The following is a 14,317-nucleotide window of genomic DNA, read 5'->3' as shown; positions in this document are numbered from 1 at the left end:
ACTCTCCAACAATGAACAGTTTAATCGAGGCAATTTAATGCTCTCAAAGGAACCTCATACGAGGTTCAATACATAAGCTCTACTGGCTTAGTTCACTAGCACACTGTTGAGTTCTCAAGCAACACACCCCGAGTCGCACCGCCGTCAAGCGGCCTTACTCGAAGCGAGTATTCCTAGCAGTTTTTGGTGGGACACCCACTCAATCGCTTTCCGCGAGAGCTTGGTTCGTGTCCCGGTGGCCACCCGGTTTCCCTGGCGACTTGGAGAACTTTACACCCCGTCAGAGGCCCCGAAACAGGGGGGTCCCTTAACCGCGTTCCCGCAGGTCAGGCCCTTGTTCCGGGCCTCCGGAGGGCGTTCAGCCGCCGAGCGCGACGCCGGCGACGTTGCGCTTGCCCTTGCGGACCACGAGCCACTTGCCGTGCAGGGCGTCGCCCGGCGCCGGCTTCCACTCCTCGTCCGCGATCTTCACGTTGTTGACGTACGCGCCGCCCTCCTTGAGCGTGCGGCGCGCGGCGCCCTTGCTGTCCACCAGTCCCCCGGCGAGCAACAGGTCGACGATCGTCGGCTCGCCCGACGGGTCGACCTTGCCGTTCGGCACCTCGGCCATCGCGGCGTCGAGGGTGCGTTCGTCCAGGTCGCCGAGCTCGCCGCGGCCGAACAGGGCCTGGCTCGCGGCGATGACCTGCCGGGTCTGCTCCTCGCCGTGCACGAGAACGGTGAACTCCTCCGCCAGCCGCTTCTGCGCGGCGCGCAGGTGGGGGCGCTGTTCGGTGTCCTCGGCCAGCGAAGCGATCTCCTCCTGCTCGAGGAAGGAGAACATCCGCAGGTAGCGGATGACGTCGGCGTCGCCCACGTTCACGAAGTACTGGTACCAGGCGTAGGGCGAGGTCATCTCCGGGTCGAGCCAGAGATTCCCGCCGCCGGTCGACTTGCCGAACTTGCGGCCCTCGGCGTCGGTGACCAGCGGCGCGGTCAGCGCGTGCGCGCTCGCCCCGTCGGTCCGGCGGATCAGGTCGACCCCGCCGACGAGATTGCCCCACTGGTCGGACCCGCCGACCTGCAGCTTGCAGCCGTACTGGCGGTGCAGCTGCAGGTAGTCCTGCGACTGCAGGAGCAGGTAGCTGAACTCGGTGTACGACATGCCGTCGCCCTCGAGCCGCCGCTTCACCGTCTCCCGGTTGAGCATGACGTTGATCGAGAAGTGCTTCCCGACGTCGCGCAGGAACTCCAGGGCGCTCTGCTGCCCGGTCCAGTTCAGGTTGTTCTCGACGATCGCGCCGGTCGGCGAGTCGTCGAAGTCGACGAACCGCTCGAGCTGGCCGCGGATGCGCCCGGCCCACTCGGCGACGACGTCGAGCGTGTTCAGCGTGCGCTCACCGGTGTCGCGCGGGTCGCCGATCATCCCGGTCGCGCCGCCGGCCAGCACGATGGGCCGGTGCCCCGCGCGCTGGAAGCGCTTGAGCATGAGCAGCGGGACCAGGTTGCCGGCGTGCAGGCTGGGCGCGGTCGGGTCGAACCCGCAATAGAGCGTGACGGGACCCTGGTCGAGCTCGCGCCGGAGGGCGTCGATGTCGGTGGACTGCGCGATCAGGCCGCGCCAGGACAGCTCGTCGAGGATGTGTTCGCTCACGCCTGTAGATCCTCCCGCACCAGGTCAACCGACTAACTGGCGGGTCGGACCCGCCGCTTCCCGCCGCGCCGGTAGGTGGACACGGCCGGTGACCCGTCGACCCAGAACCGCCACGGCGTCTCCATCGCCATCGCGACGCCGACGCGGGGGCCGGTGCGGATCAGCTCGTCCGGCACGCGTTCGCCCTGGTAGATCCGGACGGGTGACGCCGGATCGGTCAGGTCGACGCCGTTCTGCTCTCGGTCGACGCGGAGCACCGACGTCAGGATGGCCGGGCCCTTGGCCAGTTCGCCGGTCCCCCGCGCGGCCGGGCGCCGCTTGCGGACGACGTCGAGGCCGGTGACGACCTCGCCCGCCCGCAGCAGCACCGCGCCCGCCACGCCGTCGTGGGAGCCGACGATGTTCGCGCAGAAGTGCATCCCGTAGACGAAGTACACGTACAGGTGACCCGCGGGCCCCCACATCACGGCGTTGCGCGGGGTCTGACCGCGGTAGCAGTGCGACGCCGGGTCGTCCTCGCCGCGGTAGGCCTCCACCTCGACCAGCCGGACGCCGACGGTGCCATCGGGACCGTCGGCCTCCAGGACCGAGCCGAGCAGCAGCCGGGCCAGGTCGACGGGATCGAGTGCCAGCTCCTCGCGCGTGAACAGCCGGTCGTTCAACGCCGCTCCCCTCGTCCTGGTGACCCGGCCGAGCGTAGCCAGCGGGCTAGTTGAGCCACTGACGGGCCGCGGTGACGCGCTCTTCCAGCCGGTCGCGCTGCTCGGCCACGCGTTCCGGCGCCGTCCCGCCCCGGGCGTTGCGGGACTTCACCGAGCCTTCGACGGTGAGGACCGCGCGCACCTCGGGGGTGAGCGCCGGGTTGATCTTCTCGAACTCCTCGTCGGTCAGCTCGTCCAAGCCGACGCCGCGGGTTTCGGCGACGCGAACGCTTTCGCCCGCCGCTTCGTGCGCGACGCGGAACGGCACACCCTGGCGCACCAGCCACTCGGCGATGTCGGTGGCCAGCGTGAACCCGGCCGGGGCGAGCTCGGCGAGCCGGTCGGTGTGGAAGGTCAGCGTGGCGAGCATGCCCGCGATCGCCGGGAACAGGAGCTCGAGCTGCTCGACCGAATCGAACACCGGCTCCTTGTCCTCCTGCAGGTCGCGGTTGTAGGCCAGCGGCTGCGCCTTCAGCGTGGCCAGCAGGCCGGTGAGGTTGCCGATCAGCCGGCCCGCCTTGCCGCGGGTCAGCTCGGCGACGTCCGGGTTCTTCTTCTGCGGCATGATCGAGCTGCCGGTGGCCCAGGCGTCGTCCAGTGTCACGTAGCCGAACTCGGCCGTGTTCCAGATGATCACCTCTTCGGCGATCCGGGACAGGTTCACCGAGAGCATGGCGACGGCGAAGGCGAATTCGGCGACGAAGTCCCGCGAGGCCGTGCCGTCGATCGAGTTCTCGACGCTGGTCGCGAAGCCCAGCTCCTCGGCGACGGCCTCGGGGTCGAGCCCCAGCGACGAGCCGGCGAGCGCACCCGAGCCGTACGGCGACTCGGCCGTGCGGGCGTCCCAGTCCTGCAGGCGCGAGACGTCGCGGAGCAGCGCCTGGCCGTGGGCCATCAAGTGGTGCGCGAGCAGCACCGGCTGGGCGTGCTGCAGGTGCGTGCGGCCGGGCAGGATCGCGTCCGGGTGGCGCTTGGCCTGCGAGACCAGCGCGTCGACGACCTCCAGGGTGCCGGCGACGACCCGGCGGGCGGCGTCGCGCAGCCACATCCGGAACAGTGTGGCCACCTGGTCGTTGCGCGACCGGCCGGCCCGCAGCTTGCCGCCGAGCTCGGTGCCCGCCCGCTCGAGCAGGCCGCGTTCGAGCGCGGTGTGCACGTCCTCGTCCGCGATCGTCGGCGTGAACTCCCCCGACGCGACGTCCTGGGCGAGCGCGTCCAGCGCGGTCAGCATGCCCGTCAGCTCGTCGTCGGTGAGCAGGCCCGCCTTGCGCAGCACGCGGGCGTGCGCGCGGGAACCGGCGATGTCGTAGGGCGCCAGGCGCCAGTCGAAGTGCGTCGACGCGCTCAGCGCGGCCATGGCCTCCGCCGGACCGCTGGCGAACCGGCCGCCCCAGAGCTGCACCGGCTGCTCGTTCCCGCTCACTGTTCTCGCTTCTCCTCGTCGTTCGTTCGGGTGTTCAGGCGACCGTGATCCGGCCGTCGTGCAGGACCAGGCGGACTTCGCCCGAGACGGCGTCGGCCAGCCTCGCGCATCCGCGGCCGGCCCGCCGGTCGAGCGCGGCGCACGCCTCGCCGCGGCCGATCCGCTGCGCTTCGCCGCGCGCGCTCAGCATCCGGCGCGCTTCGGCGACCGAGACGGTCTCGCCGTCGACCGCCACCGGGACTCCGCGGTCGAAGGTGATCACGACCTCGTCCGGCGCGAGGAACTCGCCCTCGGCCGGGAAGATGTCGCCGATCGGGATCATGGTGGTCCGTCGTCTCCTTGCTCGTGCGCCGAGCGCTGGGCGAGCGCCGCGAAGCGCTCCGCCAGTTCCTTGCCCGTCAACGGTTCCCGGGCGATCACGGCGACGGTGTCGTCCCCCGCGATCGAGCCGACGACCTCCTCCAGGGCCGCCCGGTCGATCGCGCTGGCGAGGAACTGCGCCGCGCCCGGCGGCGTCCGCAGCACCATCAGGTTGCCGGACGAGTCCGCCGAGACCATGAGCTCGGCCAGCAGCCGGGAAAGCCGCGACGTCCCGCCCTGGACCCCGCGGACGGGGCTGCCGTCCTCGGGGATCACGTAGACCGGCGCTCCCGAGTCCGGACCGCGCAGCTTGACCGCGCCGAGCTCGTCGAGATCGCGCGACAGCGTCGCCTGCGTGACCTCGATGCCTTCGGCGGCCAGCAGCTTGGCCAGCTCCGTCTGGCTGCGGATGGTCATGGTCGACACCAGTTCGGTGATCCGCGCCTGCCGCCCCACCCGGCTGCTGGTCATCGTCGGCTCTCTTCGAAGAGCCAGACCAGCAGGGCCTTCTGCGCGTGCAGGCGGTTCTCGGCTTCGTCCCACACCGCGCTGGCCGGGCCGTCGAGCACCTCGTCGGTGATCTCCCAGCCGCGGTGGGCCGGCAGGCAGTGCAGCACGATCGCGTCGTCCGCCGCCTTCTTCAGCAGCTCGGCGTTGACCTGGAGCGCGCGGAACGGGCCCACCCGGTCGAGACCGTCGTTCTCCTGCCCCATCGACGTCCACGTGTCGGTGACGAGCACGTCCGCGCCGGCGACCGCCGCGTACGGGTCGGTGAAGACGGTGGCCGTCCCGCCGGTCTCCTCGCCGCGCTTCTTGGCGTCGAGCATGACCTGCTGGTCGGGCTGGAAGCCGAGCGGCGAGACCACGCGGACGTGCATGCCGGCGGTGACCCCGGCGAGCAGCAGCGAGTGCGCCATGTTGTTGGCGCCGTCGCCGAGGTAGACGAGGGTCAGCCCGGCGAGCTCGCCCTTGCGCTCCCGGATCGTCATCAGGTCGGTGAGCGCCTGGCACGGGTGGAACTCGTCGGTGAGCGCGTTGACCACCGGGATCGACGCCGCCGAGGCCATCGCCTCGATGCGCTTCTGCGCGAAGGTCCGCCACACGATCCCGTCGACGTAGCGGGACAGCACCCGCGAAGTGTCTTCGATGGTCTCCTCCCGGCCGAGCTGCATCGACCGGCCGTCGACGATCACCGGGTGCCCGCCCAGCTGGCTGATGCCGACCTCGAACGAGAACCGGGTGCGCGTCGAGTTCTTCTCGAAGATCGCCGTGATCGACTTGCCGGCGAGCGTCTTGGTGCCGAGCGGGTCGGCCTTCAGCCCGTCGGCGATGTCCAGGATGGCCTTCTGTTCGGCCGGACTGACGTCGTCGTCGCGGAGGAAGTGGCGGAGCATCAGTCGGAGTCCTTCGTGGTGGAGTCGAGCGCGTTCGGGAGTGCGGCGAGGAACCCTTCGACCTGCTCGCCGTCGAGCACGAGCGGCGGCGCGAGCCGGACGGTCTCCGGGGCGATCGGGTTGACGAGGTAACCGGCGTCCTGGAGGGCCTTCGCGACCCCCGCCGAGACGGGCTGCTTCAGCGCGATGCCGAGCAGCAGGCCGGCTCCGCGCACCCCGGCGACCAGCGGGTGGCCCAGCGCCTCGACGCCCGCCGCGATGTCCTTGCCCAGCGCCGAAACGTGGTCGAGGAGGCCGTCGGACGCGATGGTCTTCAGCACGGCCAGGCCGGCCGCGCAGCACACGGGGTTGCCGCCGAAGGTGGTGCCGTGGTGGCCCGGCTTGAGCAGGTCGGCCGCCGCGCCGACGCCGATGACCGCGCCCAGCGGCAGCCCGCCGCCGAGGCCCTTGGCCAGCGTGAGCACGTCCGGGACGACGCCGGCCTGCTGGTAGCCGAACCAGGTGCCGAGCCGGCCGACGCCGGTCTGCACCTCGTCGAGCACCAGCAGCGTGCCGGTGGCCTTGGTGATCTCGCGGGCGGCCTGCAGGTAGCCGTCCGGCGCCGGGAAGACGCCGGCCTCGCCCAGCACCGGTTCCAGGAAGACGGCCGCGGTGTCGGTGTCCACCGCCGCCTTGAGCGCCGCGACGTCGCCGTACGGGACGTGCTCCACCCCGGGCACCAGCGGCTTGAACGGGTCGCGCTTGCCGGGCTGGCCGGTGAGCGTCAATGCGCCCATGGTCCGGCCGTGGAACGCGCCTTCGGCGGCGATCACCTTGGTGCGCCCGGTCAGCCGGCTGATCTTCAACGCGGCTTCGTTGGCCTCGGCGCCGGAGTTCACGAACAGCACCCGGCCGTTGCCCGCGAGGCCGGCGACGTCGAGCAGCGCTTCGGCGAGTTCGACGGTGACCGGGTTGACGTACAGGTTCGAGGTGTGGCCGAGCTGCTTGATCTGGGCGGTGACGGCTTCGACGACCGCCGGGTGGGCGTGACCGAGCGCGTTGACGGCGATGCCGCCGAGCAGGTCGACGTACTCCTTGCCGTCGGCGTCCCACACCTTCGCGCCTTCGCCGCGGACGAGCGTCAGCGCCGGGGTGCCGTAGTTGTCCATCAGGGCGGACTGCCAGTGCTGCCGGCCGTCGGCGTTGGACTCGATGTCGGTCACGGGAGCTCCGTTTCGGGGAAGACCATGGTGCCGATGCCCCGCGAGGTGAAGACCTCGAGCAGCACCGAGTGGGCAAGCCTGCCGTCGATCACGTGCGCTCGGCGCACGCCGCCGCGGATGGCGCGCACGCACGCCTCCATCTTCGGGATCATGCCGCTGGCCAGGCCGGGCAGCATCGGTTCGAGGTGGTCGACGCGGATGCGGTCGATCAGCGACGACCGGTCGGGCCAGTTCGCGTACAGGCCTTCGACGTCGGTGAGCACCACCAGCTTTTCGGCACCCAGCGCCGCCGCGAGCGCGCCCGCCGCGGTGTCGGCGTTGACGTTGTGCACGACGCCGTCGACGTCCGGGGCCACCGTGGAGACCACCGGGATGCGCCCGGCGTTGACGATGTCGAGCACCGCGTCCGGGTTGACCTCGGCGACCTCGCCGACGAGCCCGATGTCGACCTGCTCACCGTCCACAGTGGCCTGTTTGCGCTCGGCGGTGAACAGCCGCGCGTCTTCGCCGGAGATGCCGACCGCGTACGGCCCGTGCGCATTGATCAGCCCGACGAGCTCGCGGCTGACCTGGCCGGTGAGCACCATCCGGACGATGTCCATCGTTTCCGGCGTGGTGACCCGGAGGCCGCCCTTGAACTCGCCTTCGACGCCGAGGCGGGTGAGCATCGCGGTGATCTGCGGCCCGCCGCCGTGGACGACGACCGGGCGCAGGCCGGCCAGCCGCAGGAACACCATGTCCTCGGCGAAGGCCGCCTTCAGCTGGTCGTCGATCATGGCGTTGCCGCCGTACTTCACCACCACGGTGGCGCCGTGGAAGCGTTGCAGCCAGGGCAGTGCTTCGATGAGGACCCCGGCCTTCTCGGCCGCCGTCGCCAACCTCTCGTCCGCGGAAATCAGAGCCTCCTGGTTCATGAGGAGTACGCGCTGTTCTCTTCGACGTAACCGTGCGAAAGATCCGTGGTGTAGATGGTGGCCGCTTCGGTGCCGACGCCGAGGTCGACGACGATTTCGATCTCCCGCGCGGTGAGGTCCGCCGCCGTCCGGTCAGCGGCCGGCATGCCCTGCGCGAACAGGGTGACGCTGTTGATCGTGATCGACACCGTCTCCGGGTCGATCCGGGCCGGGACGCGGCCCAGCGCCATGGCGATCCGGCCCCAGTTCGGGTCGGAGCCGAAGAGCGCGGTCTTGACCAGGTTGTCCTCGGCGATCGTGCGGGCGACCGCGATCGCGTCGGTCTCGGAGTCCGCGCCCTGGACGGTGATGTTGACGTCCTTCGTCGCGCCCTCGGAGTCCGCGCGCAGCTGCAGCACGAGGTCGAGGCCGACCTTGGTGAGCAACTCGGTGAGCTCCAGCTCGGTGGGCTCGACCCCGCTCGCGCCGGACGCCAGCACCAGCACGGTGTCGTTGGTGGACGTGCCGCCGTCGACGTCGAGCCGGTCGAAGGTCACCCGGGTCGCCGCGCGCAGGGCCCGGTCGAGGGTTTCCTTGTCCACCACGGCATCGGTGGTCAGGACCGAGAGCATGGTGGCGAGGTTCGGCGCGAGCATGCCGGCACCCTTGGCGAAGCCGCCGACGCTCCAGCCGCCGTCGTGCTTCGCGAAGGCCTGCTTCGGTTTCGAGTCGGTGGTCATCACGCCGGTGGCGGCGTTCAGGCTCGCTTCGGCGCTCGCGTCGAGTGCCTTGAACGCGGATTCCACGCCGGACAGGACGGCGGGCATCGGCAGCCGTTCGCCGATCAGACCGGTCGAGCAGACGGCCACCTCGATCGCGCCGGCCTGCAGGACTTCGGCGACCTTTTCGGCGGTGGCGTGGGTGTCCTGGAAGCCGCCGGGCCCGGTGGCCGCGTTGGCGCCGCCCGAGTTGAGCACGACGGCCTTGAGCCGCTGCTGCTTGAGCACTTCCTGCGACCACAGCACCGGTGCGGCCTTGATGACGTTGCGGGTGAACACGCCGGCCGCGACGTCCAGCGGGCCGTCGTTGACGACCAGCGTGAGGTCGAGCGCGCCGGAAGCCTTGATCCCGGCGGCGACGCCGGCGGCGCGGAAGCCCTGGGGGCCGGTGACGGTCACGGTGCCACTCCTACGGTGGGAAGCCCGGTGGTTTCCGGGAGGCCGAGGGCCAGGTTCATCGACTGGACGGCACCGCCCGCGGTGCCCTTGGTCAGGTTGTCGATCGCGGCGACGACGACCAGCCGCCGGGCGCCGGTGTCGACCGCGACCTGCAGCTGGACGTTGTTCGAGCCGAGCGTCGACGCGGTGGTCGGCCAGGCGCCGGCGGGCAGCAGCTGGACGAACGGTTCGGCGTCGTAGGCCTTCTCGTAGGCCTCGCGGACCGCGGCTTCGCCGACGTCACCCTTCAGCGGCGCGCTCGCCGTGGTGAGGATGCCGCGGGGCATCGGCGCGAGGACCGGGGTGAAGGACACGGTGACCCGCTCCCCCGCGACGGCCGAGAGGTTCTGCGCGAACTCCGGGGTGTGGCGGTGGGCGCCGCCGACGCCGTACGCGCTCGCCGAGCCCATCACCTCGGAGCCGAGCAGGTTCGGCTTCAGGCTCTTGCCCGCGCCGGAGGTGCCGGTGACCGCGACGACCGTGACGTCCGGCTCGATCAGCCCGTCGGTGAAGGCGGGCGCGAGGGCCAGCGAGCCGCCGGTCGGGAAGCAGCCGGGCACGGCGACGCGCTTGGTGCCGGTGAGCCGCTCGCGGGCGCCGGGCAGTTCCGGCAGGCCGTACGGCCACTGGCCGGCGTGCTCGCCGCCGTACCAGCGCTGCCAGTCGGCCGGGTCGGCCAGGCGGTGGTCGGCGCCGAGGTCGACGACCAGGACGTCCGGGCCGAGCTGCGCCGCGATCTCGGCGGAGTGACCGTGGGGCAGCGCCAGGAAGACGACGTCGTGGCCGGCGAGGGTTTCCGGCGTCGTCTCGGCGAGGACGCGGTCGGCGAGCGGGACGAGGTGCGGCTGGTGGACGCCGAGTCTGGTGCCCGCGCTGCTGGCGGCCGTGAGCGCGCCGATCCGCACCTCGGGATGGGTCAGGAGCAGGCGCAGCAGCTCGCCGCCCGCGTACCCGCTGGCTCCGGCCACCGCGATGTTCACCGTCATACGCATGATTATGCACGCCCCTGCAAGGCTAAACAAACAGGCTTACCGGGAAGTGGTGCCCGCCACCTTGGGATGCTGAGCGCATGACGGACACCCCGGCCCGGCTGCTCGGCCTGCTCTCGCTGCTCCAGACGCCACGGGAATGGCCGGGCAGCGAACTCGCCGGCCGGCTCGGGGTCAGCCCGCGCACGATCCGCCGCGACATCGACCGGCTGCGCGAGCTCGGCTACCCGGTCGAGGCCAGCCGTGGCGTCGCGGGCGGGTACCGGCTGGTCGCCGGCACCGCGATGCCGCCACTGGTGCTCGACGACGACGAAGCCGTCGCGATCGCCGTGGGACTGCGGACCGCCGCGGGGCAGTCCGTTTCCGGGATCGAGGAGGCGTCGGTGCGGGCGCTGGCCAAGCTGGAGCAGGTGCTGCCCGCCCGGTTGCGCCGCCGGGTGGGCACGCTCGGCACGGCGACGGTCGCCGTGCCGGCCACCGGGCCCGTCGTCGACCCCGCGCAGCTGACCGTGTTCGCCGGTGCGATCACCAACCACGAGACGGTCCGCTTCCGCTACCGGGCGAACGACGGGGCCGAGACCCGGCGCCGGGCCGAGCCGCTCCGGCTGGTCGCGGCGGGGCGCCGCTGGTACCTGGTCGCCTACGACCTCGACCGGGCGGACTGGCGCGTCTTCCGCGCCGACCGCGTCCGCGACGCCCAGGCGACCGGCGGCCGCACCACCCCGCGCAAGCCACCGGCGGCGGACCTCGCGGCCTACGTCCTCGACCGGCTCTACGACCTCGCGCCGACGTACCGCGCGGTGGCCGTGTTGGCCGAGCCGGCGGCGCAGATCGCGGCCCGGCTCGGCTTGGCGGCCGGCGAACTGACCGACCTCGGCGACGGCCGGTGCCGGTGGCGGACCCACGCGGACACGCTGGACTGGCTCGCGTTCCGGCTGCTGGGCCTGGGATGTGAGTTCACGGTCGAGGAACCGGCGGAACTGGTCGGGCACCTGAAGGTGCTGGGCGCCCGCGCCCACGCGGCGGCCGGTGAGCCTCTGCCGCGTTGAAGGGCAGGATGTCGCGCGGCCGCGAGGGGACGACGGCCGGGCGCGGCAGGCGATGACCGCCGGCGCGGTCCGCCTGTTCTTCGATGGTCTGTGCACGGGATTTCCTCCCCCGCTCGGGGCGGTGGGCCGGCCCACCACGGACCGGCCCGCCGCCGCTGGTCAGCTCGGCTCACCTCCGTCCAGGTCCGTGCGCCTGCTCGGCGGCACGGGGAGGTAGCAGCCCGGGTTCTCCGGGTCGCAGCCGACGCGGGGCAGCCGGGCGCGGATGCCACCGGGGGTGCGCTCGAACGACGTCGCGATTTCGGCGACGCTCTCGCCCGCGATCCAGCGGCTTTCCAGTTCCGCGTCCATCTCCTCGTTCCACGGGCGGCCTTGCTGGGCGGGGCGGCCGGCGGATCTTCGCCGCGGGGGCCGGGCCGCGCCGGTCGCGGAGAGCAACTCCTCGGCGACCAGGTCGGCGACCGTGGCCGCCACCGCGACGTCCAGGTCGAGGCTGCCCTCAGCGACCGGTTCGCCGCCGGGGCCGCCGGCTTCGAGCGTGATCATGACCTTGGGGGTCGGTTCGGCGCGGTCGAGGTCCGTCCTGGTCGCGACCACGATCTGGTAGGTGGTTTCCTGTGCCCGGATCTCGGTCCGGCGCTCTTCGATGATCGACATGCCCCGAAGCTAGCGCGCACCCCCGACAATTTTCGGCCACGCGCTGCTCGCGGCCGACTTCGCTCCGAAATTGTCGGACCCCTCCTCTAGCGTCGCAGGCGACCACACCGCGTCACGAGGAGGCGACGATGAGACACCGGCGGACAAGACGGTGCCCCGGTCCGGACGAGCCGGACCGGGGCACCGGGTGGGACTTGCGCTCAGAAGTGCAGCAGCTGGGCCAGCGTGCTCTGCTTCTCCTGGGCGGCCTTCGCGGAGCTGTCCGACTTCTGCGCGGCGGCACCGTCGGGCACCGGCGGCGGGACCGGGCTGCACTGGACGTCCGAGTGGTTGCCGGGCTGGCGCTTCGGCAGGGCGCCGGTGGCCAGGTAGTCGGCGATCCTGTCGTCCACACAGGACACCCCGGACAGCGAACCGGCGTGCGTGGTGCCGCCCGGCGCGCTGATCAGGCTCGACTTCGGGAACCGCTTGCGGACCTCGAGACTGCCGGCGTACGGCGTGGCGGCGTCGAGCTCTTCGCTGATCAGCAGCGCACCGGACACCTTGCTGCCGTCGATGTTCACCGGCTTGCCCGCCTTCGCCGGCCAGAACACGCAAGGCGCGTTGAACCACGCGTTGCCCCAGGTCTCGAACGGGGCCTTGAAGTAGGTGATCCAGTTGTCGGCGCGCCACTTGTTCCAGTTGGTCGGCCACTGCACGTCGGTGCACTGCACGCCGAGGTAGACGGCGAAGCCGTTGTCGTCGCCCGGCGGGTTCGAGTTGTCGTAGAGCGCCTTGAGCGTCTGCCAGTCACCCTTGTGCACGTAGCCGTCGAAAGCCTTGGCCATGTCGACCCAGCCGAAGACGTAGTAGCCGGCCTGCAGGAAGACGTCGGTCCACTCGTCGCCGCCGATGACCCCGCCCGCGGGGTTCTTGGTGAGCTTGCGCTGCGTGTCGTACCAGAGCTTCTCGACGGCGCCACCGGTCTTGCCGAGGTGGTAGACGTTGTCGTAGGACGCCAGCCAGTCGAAGTAGATCTTGATGTTCTTGCCGAACGCGACGTCCTGGTCGAGGTTGGCCTCGTACCAGACCTTGCGCGGGTCGACGTTGCCGTCGAGCACCATCCGGCGGACGTTCTTCGGGTACAGCGTGCTGTACACCTGGCCGAGGTAGGTGCCGTAGGAGAAGCCGTAGTAGTTGATCTGCTTCTCGCCCAGCGCCTTGCGCAGGCTGTCCATGTCCTGCGCGACGTCGGTCGTCTTGATGTGGTCGAGGATCTCGCCGTTCTTGCGGCACGCGTCGGCGTACCCCTTCGAGCGGGCGAGCCACGTCTTCTCCAGCTGCGGCGTGGACGGCACATACGCCGGCCGGTTGTAGCTGAAGTAGTTCCCGTCGCAGCTGATCGACGGCTTGCTGGACCCGACGCCCCGCGGGTCGAAGCCGATCCAGTCGTAGTTGTCACCCGCGTGGTTCGGCACGTACTTGCCGAGCACCGAGAGGCCGAGGCCGGAGCCGCCCGGGCCACCCGGGTTCACCAGCATGACGCCCTGGGACTGCGCGGTCTTGTGCTTGATCCGCGACACCGCGACGGAGACCTTCGTCCCGCCCGGCTTCGCGTAGTCCATCGGCACCTCGAGGAAGCCGCACTCGGCGCCGTTGGCCTTGAGGCTCGCCGACGCGCAGGGCCCCCAGGCGATCGGCGCGGGGGTGAACTGCACCCCGGGATCCGCCGAGGCGGCGGGCGCGGCGGCCATCAGCCCGGCCGCGAGCCCCGCGGCGGCGACGGCGGCAACGATTCTTTTCACAGTCGTCCTTTTCGTCCGCATTCGACAGAGTTCGCCGTATTTCGACGAAACTACCGGCAACCTTGGACAATCTCGTCGACCGACGCGACTTCCGCCATCCGCCTTTCGTCGGGACCTGCGCCCGTCGCCGAGTCCCGGAACTGTCGGTGGCCGGAAGTACGCTGCGGGTCGCCGGAAGGCGCAGGGAGGACGGATGAACGTGGACGATCGGCTGGTCAAGGCGATCCGCACCGGGCTGGCGGAGCTGGCCGACCCGGCGAAAGCGCCCGCGATGCAGGCGTACATGAAGTCGGCGATGCCGTTCCGCGGGGTCGCGAAACCGCAGCGCAGCGTGCTGATCAAGCGGGTGCTCGCCGACCACATACTGCCCGATCGAGTGACATATTCAGCGACCGTCCTGGAGTTGTGGCGGACCGCCGAATTCCGCGAAGAGCGCTACGCGGCCATCGATCTTTCCGGCTATCGGGCGTACCGCGGCTGGCAGGACGCGGAACTGGTGCCGATGTACGAGGAAATGATCGTCAGCGGGGCCTGGTGGGACCATGTGGACGAGCTCGCGATCCGCCGGATCGGCCCGATCCTGCGTGCCGACCGCCCCCGGCTGACGCCGGTGCTGCTGAGGTGGGCGGCCGACCCCGACCTCTGGCGCCGCCGGACGGCGATCATCTGCCAGGTCGGTGCGAAGGAGGAGACGGACACGGACCTGCTGACCCGGGCGATCGAGCCGGCGATCGCCGAGCCGGAGTTCTTCCTGCGCAAGGGAATCGGCTGGGCGCTGCGGGAGTACGCGAAGACGGCGCCGAACTGGGTGCGGTCCTTCGTGGACGATCACCCGGGACTGTCCGGACTGTCGAGGAGGGAGGCACTCAAGCACATCGGCTGACCGGGAAGGGCGGATCCCACGCGACCAGAACGCGAAGCAACGGGCTGCCGACACACGCGCGACCGCGGCGGAACGTGAGCACGCAAGCCACGCCCACGCACGACCGCTCCTCGCAAGCCAGAACGCGTTGGC

The 14,317-nt window shown here is 71.0% G+C and carries 14 protein-coding genes; 2 read left to right on the top strand and 12 right to left on the bottom strand.

The window, feature by feature from the left end; translation table 11 throughout:
* Positions 1–358: 358 nt before the first annotated feature.
* From tyrS to argC, 10 genes are read right to left on the bottom strand one after another with little or no spacing between them, the layout of a single operon-like run.
* Entirely contained in the window at positions 359–1,633 is a 1,275-nt protein-coding gene (gene tyrS / locus ACLJQM_RS34200) for a tyrosine--tRNA ligase (RefSeq protein ID WP_247021535.1), read from the bottom strand.
* A 32-nt stretch (positions 1,634–1,665) separates the two neighbouring features.
* The gene (locus ACLJQM_RS34195) at positions 1,666–2,295 is read right to left on the bottom strand and encodes a DNA-3-methyladenine glycosylase (protein WP_247021533.1); all 630 of its coding nucleotides are present in this window, start codon (positions 2,293–2,295) and stop codon (positions 1,666–1,668) included.
* Between the two features lie 46 nt (positions 2,296–2,341).
* On the bottom strand, positions 2,342–3,757 hold the full coding sequence (gene argH, locus ACLJQM_RS34190) for an argininosuccinate lyase (protein WP_360770349.1): 1,416 nt from the start codon (positions 3,755–3,757) through the stop codon (positions 2,342–2,344).
* Between the two features lie 34 nt (positions 3,758–3,791).
* Positions 3,792–4,079 (bottom strand): argininosuccinate synthase, encoded by a 288-nt coding sequence (locus ACLJQM_RS34185; protein WP_247021529.1) that lies wholly within the window; start codon positions 4,077–4,079, stop codon positions 3,792–3,794.
* Positions 4,076–4,588: an arginine repressor gene (locus ACLJQM_RS34180; protein ID WP_247021526.1), complete on the bottom strand. Its 513-nt coding sequence runs from the start codon at positions 4,586–4,588 to the stop codon at positions 4,076–4,078. Before ACLJQM_RS34180 ends, ACLJQM_RS34185 begins: the two co-directional genes overlap by 4 nt.
* Positions 4,585–5,511 (bottom strand): ornithine carbamoyltransferase, encoded by a 927-nt coding sequence (argF, locus tag ACLJQM_RS34175; protein ID WP_410634476.1) that lies wholly within the window; start codon positions 5,509–5,511, stop codon positions 4,585–4,587. Before argF ends, ACLJQM_RS34180 begins: the two co-directional genes overlap by 4 nt.
* The gene (locus ACLJQM_RS34170; protein ID WP_410634474.1) at positions 5,511–6,713 is read right to left on the bottom strand and encodes an acetylornithine transaminase; all 1,203 of its coding nucleotides are present in this window, start codon (positions 6,711–6,713) and stop codon (positions 5,511–5,513) included. Before ACLJQM_RS34170 ends, argF begins: the two co-directional genes overlap by 1 nt.
* The gene (gene argB, locus ACLJQM_RS34165; protein WP_247021520.1) at positions 6,710–7,627 is read right to left on the bottom strand and encodes an acetylglutamate kinase; all 918 of its coding nucleotides are present in this window, start codon (positions 7,625–7,627) and stop codon (positions 6,710–6,712) included. Before argB ends, ACLJQM_RS34170 begins: the two co-directional genes overlap by 4 nt.
* Positions 7,624–8,784 carry a bifunctional glutamate N-acetyltransferase/amino-acid acetyltransferase ArgJ gene (argJ, locus tag ACLJQM_RS34160; protein ID WP_410634472.1) on the bottom strand — a complete coding sequence of 387 codons (1,161 nt, stop codon included), beginning with the start codon at positions 8,782–8,784 and terminating at the stop codon, positions 7,624–7,626. The genes argB and argJ overlap by 4 nt, the downstream gene beginning before the upstream one ends.
* Positions 8,781–9,809, bottom strand: a complete 1,029-nt coding sequence (gene argC, locus ACLJQM_RS34155) for an N-acetyl-gamma-glutamyl-phosphate reductase (RefSeq protein ID WP_247021516.1) — start codon at positions 9,807–9,809, stop codon at positions 8,781–8,783. The genes argJ and argC overlap by 4 nt, the downstream gene beginning before the upstream one ends.
* Positions 9,810–9,892: 83 nt before the next feature.
* Between argC and ACLJQM_RS34150 the strand changes: the two genes are divergently transcribed.
* Entirely contained in the window at positions 9,893–10,861 is a 969-nt protein-coding gene (locus ACLJQM_RS34150; RefSeq protein WP_410634469.1) for a helix-turn-helix transcriptional regulator, read from the top strand.
* A gap of 159 nt (positions 10,862–11,020) precedes the next feature.
* Here the strand turns inward: ACLJQM_RS34150 and ACLJQM_RS34145 are convergent, their stop codons facing one another.
* Positions 11,021–11,518 (bottom strand): helix-turn-helix domain containing protein, encoded by a 498-nt coding sequence (locus ACLJQM_RS34145; protein WP_360770333.1) that lies wholly within the window; start codon positions 11,516–11,518, stop codon positions 11,021–11,023.
* 200 nt (positions 11,519–11,718) lie between these two features.
* On the bottom strand, positions 11,719–13,302 hold the full coding sequence (locus tag ACLJQM_RS34140; protein WP_410634467.1) for an alpha/beta hydrolase: 1,584 nt from the start codon (positions 13,300–13,302) through the stop codon (positions 11,719–11,721).
* 193 nt (positions 13,303–13,495) lie between these two features.
* Here ACLJQM_RS34140 and ACLJQM_RS34135 point away from each other — a divergent pair, with 193 nt between their 5' ends.
* Complete coding sequence (locus tag ACLJQM_RS34135; RefSeq protein WP_410634465.1) at positions 13,496–14,185, top strand: DNA alkylation repair protein; 690 nt, start codon at positions 13,496–13,498, stop codon at positions 14,183–14,185.
* Positions 14,186–14,317: the final 132 nt, after the last annotated feature.

This window comes from Amycolatopsis sp. cmx-4-83, from assembly GCF_046548815.1.
GTDB classification, from domain to species: Bacteria; Actinomycetota; Actinomycetes; order Mycobacteriales; family Pseudonocardiaceae; genus Amycolatopsis; species Amycolatopsis pretoriensis_A.
The sequence above is the reverse complement of the archived record's forward strand: the minus strand, read 5'-3'. Positions and strand labels throughout refer to the sequence as shown.